General features: G+C 61.4%; 13 protein-coding genes and 1 tRNA gene. 10 read left to right on the top strand and 4 right to left on the bottom strand.

The window, feature by feature from the left end; all coding sequences use genetic code 11:
* Window positions 1-76 precede the first annotated feature (76 nt).
* The 4 genes from M2447_RS01365 (at window position 77) to rnc (ending at window position 3,533) form a co-directional block, all read left to right on the top strand.
* Window positions 77-889, top strand: a complete 813-nt coding sequence (locus M2447_RS01365) for a ParA family protein (RefSeq protein WP_277557071.1) — start codon at window positions 77-79, stop codon at window positions 887-889.
* 85 nt (window positions 890-974) lie between these two features.
* Window positions 975-1,817, top strand: coding sequence for an ABC-2 family transporter protein (locus M2447_RS01360; protein WP_277557070.1), 843 nt, complete (start codon window positions 975-977; stop codon window positions 1,815-1,817).
* Between the two features lie 37 nt (window positions 1,818-1,854).
* Complete coding sequence (locus M2447_RS01355) at window positions 1,855-2,763, top strand: ABC-2 family transporter protein (RefSeq protein ID WP_277557068.1); 909 nt, start codon at window positions 1,855-1,857, stop codon at window positions 2,761-2,763.
* A 47-nt stretch (window positions 2,764-2,810) separates the two neighbouring features.
* On the top strand, window positions 2,811-3,533 hold the full coding sequence (gene rnc / locus M2447_RS01350; RefSeq protein ID WP_277557067.1) for a ribonuclease III: 723 nt from the start codon (window positions 2,811-2,813) through the stop codon (window positions 3,531-3,533).
* Window positions 3,534-3,566: 33 nt separating this feature from the next.
* On the opposite strand, the gene M2447_RS01345 is transcribed toward rnc, so the two are convergent.
* Together M2447_RS01345 and M2447_RS01340 are read right to left on the bottom strand one after the other, a co-directional pair.
* Window positions 3,567-4,625, bottom strand: coding sequence for an A/G-specific adenine glycosylase (locus M2447_RS01345; protein WP_277557066.1), 1,059 nt, complete (start codon window positions 4,623-4,625; stop codon window positions 3,567-3,569).
* Between the two features lie 3 nt (window positions 4,626-4,628).
* Window positions 4,629-5,372: a hypothetical protein gene (locus M2447_RS01340; RefSeq protein ID WP_277508425.1), complete on the bottom strand. Its 744-nt coding sequence runs from the start codon at window positions 5,370-5,372 to the stop codon at window positions 4,629-4,631.
* A 168-nt stretch (window positions 5,373-5,540) separates the two neighbouring features.
* On the opposite strand from M2447_RS01340, the gene proB reads away from it, so the two are divergent.
* The gene (gene proB / locus M2447_RS01335; protein ID WP_277557065.1) at window positions 5,541-6,644 is read left to right on the top strand and encodes a glutamate 5-kinase; all 1,104 of its coding nucleotides are present in this window, start codon (window positions 5,541-5,543) and stop codon (window positions 6,642-6,644) included.
* 74 nt (window positions 6,645-6,718) lie between these two features.
* Here proB and M2447_RS01330 read toward each other — a convergent pair.
* A tRNA-His gene (locus M2447_RS01330) sits at window positions 6,719-6,795 on the bottom strand.
* 258 nt (window positions 6,796-7,053) lie between these two features.
* On the bottom strand, window positions 7,054-7,149 hold the full coding sequence (locus M2447_RS01325) for an AURKAIP1/COX24 domain-containing protein (RefSeq protein ID WP_013044013.1): 96 nt from the start codon (window positions 7,147-7,149) through the stop codon (window positions 7,054-7,056).
* 165 nt (window positions 7,150-7,314) lie between these two features.
* Between M2447_RS01325 and M2447_RS01320 the strand changes: the two genes are divergently transcribed.
* The 5 genes from M2447_RS01320 (at window position 7,315) to M2447_RS01300 (ending at window position 13,945) form a co-directional block, all read left to right on the top strand.
* Window positions 7,315-9,006, top strand: a complete 1,692-nt coding sequence (locus M2447_RS01320) for a peptidyl-prolyl cis-trans isomerase (RefSeq protein WP_277508421.1) — start codon at window positions 7,315-7,317, stop codon at window positions 9,004-9,006.
* 259 nt (window positions 9,007-9,265) lie between these two features.
* Window positions 9,266-10,771 (top strand): TolC family protein, encoded by a 1,506-nt coding sequence (locus M2447_RS01315; protein WP_277508420.1) that lies wholly within the window; start codon window positions 9,266-9,268, stop codon window positions 10,769-10,771.
* 172 nt (window positions 10,772-10,943) lie between these two features.
* Complete coding sequence (gene xseB, locus M2447_RS01310) at window positions 10,944-11,213, top strand: exodeoxyribonuclease VII small subunit (protein ID WP_277557064.1); 270 nt, start codon at window positions 10,944-10,946, stop codon at window positions 11,211-11,213.
* A 3-nt stretch (window positions 11,214-11,216) separates the two neighbouring features.
* Window positions 11,217-13,163 (top strand): 1-deoxy-D-xylulose-5-phosphate synthase, encoded by a 1,947-nt coding sequence (dxs, locus tag M2447_RS01305; RefSeq protein WP_277557062.1) that lies wholly within the window; start codon window positions 11,217-11,219, stop codon window positions 13,161-13,163.
* Complete coding sequence (locus tag M2447_RS01300) at window positions 13,160-13,945, top strand: class I SAM-dependent methyltransferase (RefSeq protein ID WP_277557060.1); 786 nt, start codon at window positions 13,160-13,162, stop codon at window positions 13,943-13,945. Before dxs ends, M2447_RS01300 begins: the two co-directional genes overlap by 4 nt.
* Window positions 13,946-13,956: the final 11 nt, after the last annotated feature.

Here is a 13,956-nt window from a genome sequence, read left to right as displayed (position 1 = left end):
GCTCCCAATCGAAAATCGAGAATCGAAAATCGAAAATTAATTCAAAACACATTCTTCTTCAAAAACCCCACACCACATGCGCACCACCGTTTTCACCATCGCGAACCAAAAAGGCGGCGTCGGCAAAACCACGACGGCCGTCAACCTCGCCGCCGCGCTTGCCGCGAGAAAAATCCCGACGCTCCTCGTCGATCTCGACCCGCAGGCCAACGCTACCAGCGCCATCGGCGTCGAGAAACAGCAGGGCAAAAGCCTCTACGATCCGCTCCTCGGCGAAGGCTCCGCCACCGACATGATCGTGGAAACGCCGGTGAAAAACCTCTGGCTCATCCCGAGCGAGGAGGACATGGCCGCCGCCGAAATCGAACTCGCGCAAACCGAAAACTACCTCGCGCGCCTGCGCGGCGTGCTCCAGTCAATCAAGGACACCGGACGCTTCCGCGTCATCATCCTCGACTGCCCCCCCGCGCTCGGCATGCTCTCGATGAACGGCCTCGGCGCCGCCGACCACCTCCTCATCGCGCTCCAATGCGAATACATGGCGCTCGAAGGCCTCGGCCAAATCCTGCGCAACGTCAATCGCATCAAGGACGCCGGCATCAACGACGCCCTCGACCTCGGCGGCATCGTGATGACCATGTATGACGTGCGCACAAACCTCTCCCGCCAAGTCGTCGAGGAAGTGCGCAAGCATCTTCCCGAAAAAGTGTTCGACACCGTGATCCCGCGCACCGTGCGCCTGAGCGAGGCGCCGAGCTTTGGCAAAACGATCTTCGACTACGACCCCCTCTCGCCCGGCGCCACCGCCTACAAAAATCTCGCGAAGGAATTGATCGCCCGCTTCGAACTGATCGAGCCGAAGGAGCCAAAGGAAATGCCTGCCCCGTAGGGGCGCACCTTGCGTGCGCCCTCGTCCACGCACGCCCTGTGGCGACGCACGCAAACACCCGCTCGATAATCAGGGCGCACGCAAGGTGCGCCCCCACGACGAACCGATGATTCGCTCCCTCAACAAATACCGCCACGTCTTTCTCGTCGGGCTGCAAAGCAACCTGATCTACCGGTGGAATTTTCTCATCCGCGCGAGCTTTTCGGCGTTTCATCTCGTCGTCGTTTTTATGCTCTGGAGCGCGGCCTACGAGGGCAAAACCGAGATCGGCGGCTTCAACGTCGCGCAAACCATGACCTACTTCATCGCGCTCATGGTGATTCGTTTTTTCATCAGCGCGTTCAACGAGGACTATCAAATCTCCGAGGAAATCCGCAACGGCCTCATCAACCAGTTCCTGCTGAAACCGATCGACTACTTCATCTACCGCCTGAGCATATTCGGCGCGGCGCGATTTGTGTCGGGGCTACTGGCGATCGTGCCGCTGCTCGTCGCGCTGCCCTTTGTGCGCGACTACGTGGAGCTGCCCTTCGGCGAAGGCGAGGCGTGGCGCTTATACTTTGGATTGCCCGCGCTGGCCATGTCCGCGGTGATCCAGTTCACAATCGCGTTTTGCTTCGGAATGCTGACGTTTTGGTTTCTCGAAATCCAGTCGTTTGTCGTCCTCTCGTATGCGATCGAGTCGCTCCTCGCCGGACAAATCTTCCCGCTCGATCTGCTCCCGCGCCCGCTCTTCATCTTCTCGCAATACCTGCCCTATTATTACCAAATGTATTTCCCCGTGGCGATCCTCACGGGCCGCCTGAACGACCCCGCCGGAGCCGCGCAAGGCCTGATGCTGCAATTCGCCTGGATGATTATCTTGCTGACCATCGCCCGCCTCCTCTGGACGCGAGGCCTCAGACGCCACACGGCAGTCGGCGGCTGACGCCGCCGCGCGGCTAATGCGGAATGAAAAATGTATAATGAAGAATGACCCAGACAACACGCAGACACCCGAAGGCCGGACGACTCGTCCCGCCGCTGGTTCGTCGCATTCTCCATTCTCCATTCTCCATTCCACATTAGGCCGTGTCGCGGCGGGGCCGCGATATGGCCGCATCTGGCTCGCGTGCGTGCGCTACTCCGTCGTGCGCGCGATGATGTTTCGGTTCGACTTCATCATGTGGTCGATCGTCGAGCTGCTTTGGATGGGCGTGAACGTCGCGCTCATCGCCGTGATCTACGAGCACACCGACTCCATCGCCGGCTGGAACAAATACCAGATGATGCTCCTCATCGGCACGTCGATGATTATCCAGCGGCTCATGATGGGATTTTTCTGGAGCAACATCTTCGAGCTCGGGCGCAATGTGCGCAGCGGCAACTTCGACTTCTTCCTCGCGCAGCCGGGCAACGTGCTCTTCATGGTCTCCACGCGAAAGCTCGACCTCGACAGTCTCATGAACGTGTTCGCCGCCATCGCGCTCGTGGTCTATTCGCTCTGGCAGCTCGGCGTCGCGCCGACCGCCTGGCAGGTTGTCACCTATGTGCTGCTGCTCGTGTGCAGCCTTGCGATCAGTTACAGCTTCATCCTGCTCGCCGTGTCGCTCACGTTCTGGATTATCAAAACCGAGGGCATCGAAGGCAGTTATTTTTCGCTGACGGAATTTTCGCGACTGCCGCGCGAAGCCGTGAAAAGCGTCATCATCAACGTGGCCTTTGTGTATGTGATTCCCGTCGTGGTGGTGTCGAACATCCCCGCGAACACCCTGTTGCGCGGAATATCGCCGGCGCATGTTCTTTGGCTCGCCGGCGCGGCGGCGGTGTGGTTTTCTATGGCCGTGTTTGTCTTCAACCGCGGCCTGCGCCGCTACGCGAGCGCGAGCTCTTGACGAGGGCTGACGCCCTCTGATGTAAAATGCAAAATGGATAATGTAGAATGAAACAGGACGAAAACACGGACGCCATCGCACAACTCCAGCAACGCATCGCCTACACGTTTCGCGAGCCGGCGCTGCTTGAGCGCGCGCTGACGCACCCGTCGTATCTGCACGACCACGCCGATGTCGCGGAGAGCAACCAGCGGCTCGAATTTCTCGGCGACGCCGTCCTTCAACTCGCGCTGACCGAGGTGCTCTTCGACATGTTTCCCGGCGACCGCGAGGGCTCTCTGAGCAAATATCGCTCAATGCTTTCCAAGGGAAAATTTCTCAGCGACCTGGCGCGAGAGATCGGCCTGTCCGAAGCCATGCTCGTGAGCGCGAGCGAGGATGCCGCCGGCGGACGCAACCGCGACTCGGCGCTGGAGGACGCGTTTGAGGCGCTTGTCGGCGCGATCTACATCGACAGCGATCTGGCCGTCACGCGGCGTGTTGTGCTCGGATTGTTGGGATCGTTGCCGGAGCGCCTTGCGTCGATGAAACCCGCCGAAAATCCGAAGGGCCGTTTGCAGGAACTCGTGCAACCCGCGCACGGCAACAACGCGGTGCGCTACGTTGTCGAGCACGCCGCGGGCAGCGATCACGCCAAGGAATACGAGGCGGTGGTTTTCATCAACGACAAGCCGATGGGGCGCGGGCGAGGCACGTCGAAAAAAGCCGCCGAGGAAGGTGCCGCGCTTGAGGCGCTGGAGTCCTTCAATGTCGAAACGGACGGCGCGTGACACCGCGTGTGCGTGGGCGCGCCTTGCGCGGAATCAGGCAAAATGTTTTTGCACGATTCGCCGGTGGGGGCCGGAAAGGGTTATCTTGGCGAGATCGCCCAGGGCGATCCATTGGAGCGTGCCCGCGGAGGTTTTTATGCGCGCGTCGATGCGGCGGCGCAATGGCGCGCCGGGTGTCAGCGCGAAAAACTTTTCCGTGATGCGATAGCGCGTGATGCTGCGTTTTTGCCCGGCAACCAGTTTTGCGTTTTTCGTGGTTAGGTCTTTTTCGCCCAATTCGATGTCCGCCGGCGAGGGCAGCTCGAATATCCCGGCCAGCCTGCGCGCGGAAGGCGAGGCGCGGTGAAGCAGCACGGCGTCGCGTTTTGTGTTCAAAAACCAAATGCGGCAGACGCTTTGCTCCTCCGTTTTTTTTGCGGCGAGCCTTGGGAATTGTTCGGGTGAAAGCGTGCGCGTCGCGGCGCAGTTGGAGCGGACGGGGCAGATCGCGCACGATGGATTTTGTCTCGTGCAAATGGTCGCGCCGAGCTCCATCATGGCCTGGTTGTGGTCGCCGGGGGCGGCTTTGTTTACAAGCGTGTTGGCGATTGGCGTGAAATATTTTGCGGCGCTGGATGAATCGCGAAACACAGTGCCGTCCGCCGTCAGCCGCGCGAGGATGCGCACGACGTTTCCGTCCACGCACGCGATCGGTTCGCCGAACGAGATGCTTGTGATCGCCGCGGCCGTGTAGGGGCCGACGCCGGGCAGTTCGATCCACGCGGCGGGCGCGCGCGGCGGCTCGGGCATGGCGGTGATGGCGCGCGCGAGTTTGTGGAGGTTGCGGGCGCGCGAGTAATAACCGAGGCCCTCCCAGAGTTTGAGCACGCGCGTTTCGGGCGCGCCGGCGAGCGCGTCGAAACCGGGCAGCTCGCGAATCCAGCGTTCAAAATAGGGCAGGGCGGTTTTTACCTGCGTTTGCTGGAGCATGAACTCGGAGACAACGGTTTTGTAGAGCGACGGTTTGGCGCGCCAGGGAAGCGCGCGCGCACTGGCGCGATACCACGCGAGCAGATCGCGCCGGAAAGTCCTTTGGTCGATGGGCGCGTTCACGTTTTAGTGCGCGTGCGCATGGGCGCTTTCGATGACGATGAACAGCGCGCCGAGTGTGCAAAACAGGATGCCGAGCAGGCCCGCCTCCCAGCGTTCGACGCGCTTTAGGTTGACTCGCTCCAGGCCCACCAGCGTGAGAAATGTGAACAGGAGCATGCCGGCCAGCGCGCCCGCGGCGAGAATCACGCTCAGTGTGAAGAACCCGCGCCAGCCGAACTGCACCCCGGAAAGATACACGGGCAAAAACGCCTCGCAGGGTGACAGCGTGAGCATCACGAACAGGCCCGAGATCACGGTCCAGTCGCTTTTGCGCTTGGTGGCGAGCGCGCTTTGCGTCAGCTCCTCCTCCCAGTGGCTCGGGTCATGCTCGCCCTCATGGCCGCAGTGCTCGCTGGGCGTGTGGTTGGATTCGGGCACATGATGATGGCAGACGCCCTTGCCGCGAAATTGCCGCCAGAGATAAAAACACCCCACGAGGATCAACGCGCCGCCGATGATCCATGTGAAGGCGTGTCCGAGATGTTCATCGAGTTCGAAGCCGAGCCACGCGATCGCGAGCCCGAGCAGGCTTGTCACCAGCACGTGCCCCAGTCCGGCGAAGAGCGCGACGAGGAGTGTTTTGCCCCGCGACCAGCCGCGCACTCGCGACACGAGCACGAACGGCAGCCAGTGCGTGGGGATGGCCGCGTGAAAAAACGCGACGGTGAATCCCGTGGCGGCGATGGTGGTGAGGACGGTTGAGTGCATGTGGGAGCGCGGTAAAACTGGCACATTAACAAAGTCGTCAAGCGGCCTGACGAACAAAATCGCCGCGCCGCGCCGCATTTTTGCCGCGATGGTGTTCACTTGGGACTGGCGGGGCGGCAAAATAATCGCGTAAGGTCGTGCCCCAATCATTCGCAGTTTCCATTTCGCATGAAACCCATCGTCCAGCCCAAGCGCATTGTCATCAAACTCGGCACCGGCGTGCTCACGACCGGCATCGGGAAACTGGACGCCGCGCGCATCGCCGCGCTTTGCTCCGAGATCGCCGCGTTTCGCGCAAGCGGTGTCGAGGTGATCGTCGTGTCGTCCGCGGCGGGCGGCCTGGGCATGGGCCGGCTCGGCTTGGAAAAAAGGCCGAGGGATATTTCCAAAAAGCAGGCGTGCGCCGCCATCGGGCAGTCGCTGCTCATGCAATACTGGCAGGACGGCTTCGATCCTCACGGGCTGACCGCCGCGCAGGTGTTGCTCACTCACGAGGATATGCGCGGGCGCGAGCGTTACCTCGGCGTGAAAAAATGCCTGGAGACGTTGATCGACTACGGCACGATTCCCGTGATCAACGAAAACGACGCCGTGAGCGCCGCCGAGATCAAGTTCGGCGACAACGACACGCTTTCGGCCATGGTCGCGAGCCTGGTTGGCGCGCAATATTTGTTCATCCTTTCAACCGCGCCGGGACTGGTCGACATGAAGGGCACGGGAAAAATCGTGCCTGTGGTGAACAAGATCACAGCCGAGATCGAGGCGATGGCGGGCGGCACGACAAGCATCACGGCGACCGGCGGCATGATCAGCAAAATCGCCGCCGCGAAACTCGCCATGAAATCCGGCTGCGGTGTGTTTATCGCCAGCGGCGCGGAGCCGGAAATCATGCACAGGCTGCTCGCGGGCACGGGACCGGGCACGTTTTTTGTGCCGAGCGGAATTCCCATGGAATCGAAAAAACGCTGGCTCGCTTATTTTCAGCGCCCCGTGTGCGCGATCAGCGTGAAGGACGACGCGGTGCCGGCGCTGCGGGAGCGCGGGCGGAGTTTGCTCGCCGTGGGTGTGACGGGTGCGACGGGCGTTTTTGCGGCGGGTGAAATCGTGAATGTCACCACGTCGGCGGGTGTCGTGATCGCGCGGGGAAAAATTTCATATGGCAGCGAGGACATCGCAAAAATCGCGGGCAAGCACGGCGATGAAATGCGCGCGTTGTATCCGGCGCGCAAACATCTCGAGGTCATGCATCGCGACGAGATGGTGGTTTTGTGAGCCTCAAGTGTCACGGAGGCGCGCAAGGAGCGCTTTTATGCGCTTGGGTAAAACATCTTGCGACACTCGCAAAATGGGGCGACCAACGGGACTCGAACCCGCGACCCCAAGATTCACAATCTTGTGCTCTAACCAACTGAGCTATGATCGCCGTAAGAAAAGGGCGGCGAATCTCACGACCTCTCGCAAAACTGTCAATCTCTAGTTCTGAAAAACGCATTTGCCGGGTGGATGCCGGAATTTTATGACGTGCGCGGTGACACATGCGCGCCGCGCACCCTCCGCATTTTGCGCTAAAAAACCCGCTCCTTGCGAGAGCGGGTGAAATGGTTTTGCGGGCGTGATGTCGTTTTTGCGTGCAACGACGGCGGCAAAAGGCGCGTTGCGAATTGCTCGCAACCGCTCGCCCTTACCACGTGCGCTTTTTGTGACGATTTGATTTCAAACGCTTGCGGCGTTTGTGCTTCGACATTTTCAGACGACGTTTCTTCTTCAGATTGCCCATGGTGTTTTATGTGGTGGAAAAGTTGGAAAAGGGCGAAACGTGCATGGCTTTCCAGCCACTGTAAAGCGTTTTAATTCTCCGTGGCGGTTTTTTCTTTTTCCAAATCTCCCACGTTGACACACCCGTCTCCCGGTCTAGCGTTTTCCCTTTTTCTACCTACATCCCATGATTACTTGGATTCAGAAAACCTTCCAACAACACTTCCGCATCATCTTCTTCGTGCTGCTGGCGGGTGTCATAATCTCCTTTGTTTTTATCACAAACACGGCCGGCGGTTTCGGACGCAGCGAATACAAGGCCCCCAAGCGTCCGTTTTTTGACCTCGATCTGAGCAACGAGCAGGATTACTCGCGCATCATGCGCGACGGCTCCCTGAGCGCCACGCTTCTCTACGCCAGGCGCGGCATCGACGTCACTCAATATTCGTTTGAGCGTTACGCGATGCTTCACACCGCCAACCAGCTCAATGTGCCCCAGGCGACGGACGCCGAGCTCAAGGCATACATTCAAAGCATCCCCATCTTCATGGCGCAGCGGAGCGAGGGCGACGCCCCCCGGTTCGACGCCGACACCTACAACATTATCCGCAAGGATCCCCGTCGCCTTGGCGTGAGCGCCACGCCCGCCGACTTCGCTCGCGTCCTCGCCGAGGATGCCCGCATCGCCGCAGCCTCCAGGCTCATCGCCGGCCCGGGTTACGTTCTCCCCTCCGAGGTGCGGCAAGTGCTCAAGCAGTTCGACAGCACGTGGACGCTCCAGACCGCGACCATTGCGCGCGATAGTTTCAAGGCAAACATCGCGCCTTCCGATCTCGAGCTCACCACTTACTTCGAGGCCAATCGCGCCCGCTACACCATTTCCCCGCGCGTTCGCGTTAGCTACGCGGAAATCGCCGCCACGCACTTCATGGCCGGAATCTCGCCGACCGAGGCCGAGGTTCGCGCTCATTATGATGCGAATCCCGCCCGCTTCCCCAAGCCCGCGGCCGCCCCGGAGAGCATGGCGATTCCCGCCGAATCGACGCCCGACAACGACTACGCGCAGGTGAAACCGCAGGTCGAGCTTTCGCTCCGCCAGCAACTCGCCATCGACGCCGCCTACAAGGCCGCCAGCAACCTCGCCGACAAACTTTACGCCGACAAGATCACCTCCGACTCGCCCGACTTCGCCCGCATCCTCATCCAGAACAACGCCACGATCAACAGCGTGCCCGATTTTTCCGAGGAGGAACCTCCCGCCCGCTTCGGCAACAGCCGCTACGCGATTGCGCGCGAGGCGTTCAGCCTGGGTGCCGAGAACCGCGTTTCCCACGCCATCAACACCAACAACGGCGCGGTGATCCTTTTCTGGCAGGCCACGGTCCCCGCGCGCGAGCCCGGGTTCGAGGAAGTGCGCGTCAAGGTTTCCGAGGATTACACCGCGCAGGAAAATCAAAGACTCTTCGTCGCCCTTGGCCAGAAACTCAAGGGCCGGATTCAGGACGCGATCGCCGCGGGCTCCACCTTTGAGGATGCCGCCACGAAGGCCGCGACCGCCGAGGGCGTGACCGTGAGCACCAAGTCCATTCCCGCCTTCACGCTTCGCACCGCGACCTACGAGACCATTGATGGCAACATTATCGCCGCGCTCGAGCACCTCAAGCAGGGCGAGGTTTCCGACATGTCCATCGTTTCCAGGGACGGGCGCTTCGTTTATGCGCAAAGCTGCGAGCTTCCCGATCTCACGGAGGGCAATCCCAACTACGCGCTCTTTGCCAGCCAGATCGCAAGCCGCAAGGCGATGGAATACGCCAGCCAGTATCGCCGCAACCTCGCCAATGCCGAGCGCGCAAAAACCGACCCGACGACGAACCGTTAACGCGCGGGGCATGTTTCGATAAAACAAAAGCAGAAAAGCCCGCAGCTTTTCTGCTTTTGTGCAAAAAAACGCATCGCATATCCCAAAAAAACGCAACCACCGCCCGCGAGATGCGTCAGGCGCGAGTTGTCCTAGAGCACCAGAGAAATTTCGCCACCAAGCGCAACCCGCCCAACCAACCTGTAACTTTTTGATCAACGCGCGTGTTCATAAAGCACCCGCACCACGCATTCCCCCGGTTTTCAAAACAGAAACATCCATGCTTAAACGATTCGCCCTCGCGCCCGTCGCCGCCCTCCTCCTCGCCGCATTCGCCAACGCCCAGCCAACACCTCCGGCGTCAGAAACCCGGCCCGCTGAAAACACCCCGCCCCTGCTCACCATCGAGCAATGCGTCGCCATGGCGCTCGACAAAAATTTCGACCTTCGCATCCAGCGCATCGACACTGAATCGGCGGTGAACACCCTCGAAATCGCCAGGGCTGAATACGATCCCAGCTTTTCCGCAAACGCCAACCGCTCCTATAGCCGCTCCGATCTTTACGGCACGGGAAACGCATCCGGCACACATGAAACCGACGCCAGCGTCTCCGTCTCGCAAAAAATAATCACCGGTGCCACGCTCCAGCTTGGTTACGCCGCCAGCCGCAGGGATTATTCCGGCCCCTCATCCTCCACTCCTGTTTTTGATCCCGCCTGGGGCAGCGGCCTCACGCTCAGGGTCACGCAACCCCTTCTCAAAAACTTCGGTTCCACAGTCAACAAGGCCGCCATCGAACGCGCCCGGCTCAGCATTGACCGCTCCAACTACGACCTCAAAAGCACCGTCCTCTCCACCATCCGCTCCGTTGAGGACGCCTACTACAATCTCGACTTCGTCCGCGCGCGCCTTGAAGTTCGCAAGTTCTCGCTCGAGGTCGCGCAAAAGCTCCTCGAGGAAAACAAAATGCGCCGGCAGGTCGGCACCGCCACCAACCTCGACGTGCTTCAGGCCGAGGTCGGCGTGGCCACCGCGCAACGCGATATCATTGTTGCGCAAAAAGCCGTCAATGACGCCGAGGACGCGCTCCTCTCGCTCATCAACCCCTTCCAATTCGAGGCCGCCATCGGCCCGCTTGCCGTGAGCAAAATCGACGACGTTTCGGTTTCCTTCGCCCGCTCCTACAAGCTCGCCCGCGACAACTCGCCGTCGCTCGCTTCGACCCGCCTTGCGATCAAGCAATCCGAAATCGACCTCGCCGTCGCCAAAAGGAACCGTCTCCCCCAACTCGATCTCGTGGGCGCGGCCGGCTACGACGCCACGCGCGGCACCTTCGGGCGCGCCTTCAACCAAACACTCAGCCAGGACGACCACGATTGGAGCGTCGGCGCCACGCTCACTTATCCGTGGGGCCGGCGTCGCGAGCGCGCCAACCTCGCCAACGCCAAGGCCTCTCTCGATTCCCTGCAAGTTGGCTACGAGCAGCTCGACCAAAACGTCCTCGTGCAAGTGCGCACCGCAGTCCGCAGCGTGCAAACAAGCGACGAGGGCGTGCGAATCACCACGCTCGCCACAAAGCTCAGCGAGCAGCAATACGAACTTGAAAAGGCCCGTTACGACCAGGGCTTGAGCACCTTCCGCCGCGTGCAGGAAGCCAAGGAGGATTACGACACCGCCCGCCTTGCCGAGATTGACGCCCGCGTGAACCTCCGGCTTGCGCTCGCGGAGCTCGCCCGTCTCGAAACCACGTCGCTGAACCGTTACAACGTGCAGCTTGGAGAATAAACCGGCTGCGGGGCGGCCTCCGGCAATCGCCGAAAAAACACTTGGTTTGGCGGAAGGATTTTCGCGAAGGCGTCCGCGGTTGCGGGCGATTGCTCGTTTTTTTTGAACTGCACGCCCATTTTACTCCCTTGAAAACAGGCGCGCCTCACTTCATTAATCGCCTTCTTTCAACGTGGACGCAAAAAAACAGACATCAGCCAGGGCTCAGAAAACCCCGCCATCCTTCGAACAGGCGCTCGAACAGCTCGAGGCAACCATTGAGTCGATGGAATCCGGGGACACTCCGCTGGCCGAGTTGCTCGTCAAATTTGAGGAAGGCGGCAAATTGCTCAAAATCTGCGAGGCGCGCCTCAAGGACGCCGAGATGAAAATCGAGCTGCTTAAGAAACAGAAAGACGGCGACGCGGAACTCGCCGCTTTTCCCGTTGCCGACCGCGAATAACGGATGAGTCCGCCCACCAACCCTTCCGCATTTTCCCAGCCGGACCGTCCCGTGGCCGACGGCGATGCGCGCGTGCTCGACGCGATCAACTCGCCCGCGGACCTCAAGAAACTGCCTCCGGACGAGCTGCCGCGTCTGGCGCGGGAAATCCGCGACGAGATCATCGCCGTCACCTCGCGCAACGGCGGCCACGTCGGCCCCAACCTTGGTGTCGTCGAGCTGACCATCGCCCTGCACCGCGTTTTTGACACGCCAAAGGACCAGATTGTTTTCGACGTCTCGCACCAAGCCTATGTGCACAAGCTGCTCACGGGGCGGCGCGGCGAGTTCTTCAAAAAACTTCGGCACACCGGCGGAGTGTCGGGCTTCTGCAATCGCGCCGAGTCGCCGCACGACAGCTTCGGAGCGGGGCACGCCGGCACCGCGCTCAGCGCCGCGCTCGGCATGGCCGCCGCGCGCGACCTTAACGGCACCGGCGAGCACGTCGTCGCGGTTTGCGGCGACGGGGCCTTCACCTGCGGCGTCACCATGGAGGCGCTCAACAACATCATCACATCCACGAAGCGCCTCATCGTCATCCTCAACGACAACGAGTGGTCGATCGCGCGCAACGTCGGCGCCATCTCGCGCTACCTCACCCGCCTGAGCACCAGCCCCACTTACAACAAAATCCACAACGACCTCGAAAAATTCTTCACCTCGCTGCCGCGCGGGCAGGAAATGCACCGCACCTGGATGAAGTGGAAGCGCGAAACGAAGGATTTTTTTGTCGAGTCATCCCTTTTCGAGAAATACGGCCTCCGCTACATCGGCCCCGTCAACGGCCACGACATTGACGAGCTTGCTGCCCGGCTCGAGTTCGCGAAGCAGTCCGACTCGCCAATCCTCGTCCACGTCCTCACAAAAAAAGGGCTCGGCCTGCCCGCCGCGATCAACTCGCCCGAAAAATTCCACGGCGCGAGCCCCTACGATCCGGCGACCGGCGAGACGGTAAAGACGGACGCGCCGCCCGCGTGGCAGGAGGTGTTTGGACGCACGCTCACAAAGTTTGCCAAGGCCGATCCGCGCATTGTCGGCATCACGGCGGCGATGCCTTCCGGCACCGGGCTAAATCACCTCGCGGCCGAGCTGCCCCGCCAGTTTTTTGATGTCGGCATCGCCGAGGAGCACGCCGTTGTTTTTGCGGCGGGGCTTGCCACGAAAAACATCCGCCCCGTTGTCGCGATTTACTCGACGTTTCTCCAGCGCAGCCTCGACCCGATTTTGCACGACGTTTGCCTGCAAAACCTGCCCGTCACTTTCTGCATGGACCGTGCCGGGCTTTCGCCGAACGACGGGGCCACGCACCACGGGCTCTTCGACATCGCATATCTGCGCCTCGTGCCAAACGCCGTCATCATGCAACCGAAGGACGAGGACGAGTTGGTTGACATGATGCACACGGCGCTTACGGCAAACGCCCCCATGTTCATCCGCTACCCGCGCGGCGCGGCGCAAGGTGTTCCGGTCAAGGCGGAGCCCTCCGCGCTTCCCGTCGGAAAAGCCGAGGTGCTGCGCGAAGGCGCGCACGCAATGATCTGGGCCCTTGGCACGATGGTGGGCGACGCGCTCGCGCTTTCCGACCGCCTCGCGCTGGAAAACAATCTCAGCGTCGGCGTGGTCAACGCCCGCTTCGCCAAGCCGCTCGACAGCGAACTCCTGCTCGCGCACGCCGCGAAAGCGCCGCTGCTCGTGACGATGGAGGACCATGTGATTACCGGCGGATTCGGCGGCGCGGTGCTTGAAACGCTGCAACAGGCAGGAGTCACGACGCCCGTCGAGTGCATAGGCTGGCCGGATGCGTTTGTCGAACACGGCACCGATGCCGCCACGCTGCGCGCCGCGCACGGCCTCTCGCCGGAAGCAATGCGCGACCGGGTGCTGCGCGCGCTACATTCCGCCGCCCCGTGAGCACTTCCCCGAAAAAAATCACCTCCGCCACGGTTCGGGACGATTTCAACGATCCTAACACCGTCATCCACTACGCGCGCGCGGCGCATTTCCTCGGGCTCTGGAAATCCGAGAGCATTCTCATCCAGCGTTTTTTCACCAACCGCGACGCCGCGCTCCTTGAGGCCGGCTGCGGCGCGGGCCGCGTGACCGTCGGCCTGCACGATCTCGGTTACCGCAACATCACCGCGTTTGATTTTGCCGAGGAGCTTGTTGACCAGGCGCGCAGTCTTGTCGACGAGCGCGCGCCCGGCGCGAACATCCGCGTGCGCCACGCCGACGCCACGCGACTGCGCAAGGCGGACGGATTCGGCGGCGCGCCGCGTTTCGAAGGCGCGCTTTTTATGTTCAACGGCCTGATGCAAATCCCCGGACGCAAAAACCGCATCGCCGCGCTCCTTGAGCTGCGCGCCGTTTGCAAACCCGGCGCGCCGTTGCTCTTCACCACGCACGATCGCGAGGTCGGCGGCGCCGGCGAGCGCATCCTCTGGCGCATGGAGGCGGATCGCTGGGCGGAAGGTCGGCAGGACCCGTGCCTCGTCGAGTTTGGCGACCGTTATTTCGAGCACGAAACCGGGCGCACCTTCATGCACCTGCCCACTCGCGCCGAGATTCTCGCCGACCTCGCGGTGACGGGCTGGCGGCACACGTTTGACGCGCTGCGCAGCAAAGTGAGCGCCGAGTCGCGCGCCGTGCGCGATTTCTCGGACGAATGCCGCTTCTGGTCGGCGGTCGCCGCGTAATCATGCGCAAG

The sequence above is a fragment of the Ereboglobus sp. PH5-10 genome, from assembly GCF_029504735.1.
In the GTDB taxonomy this organism is placed as follows: Bacteria; Verrucomicrobiota; Verrucomicrobiia; order Opitutales; family Opitutaceae; genus Ereboglobus.
This window is presented reverse-complemented; position numbering and strand designations above follow the sequence as displayed.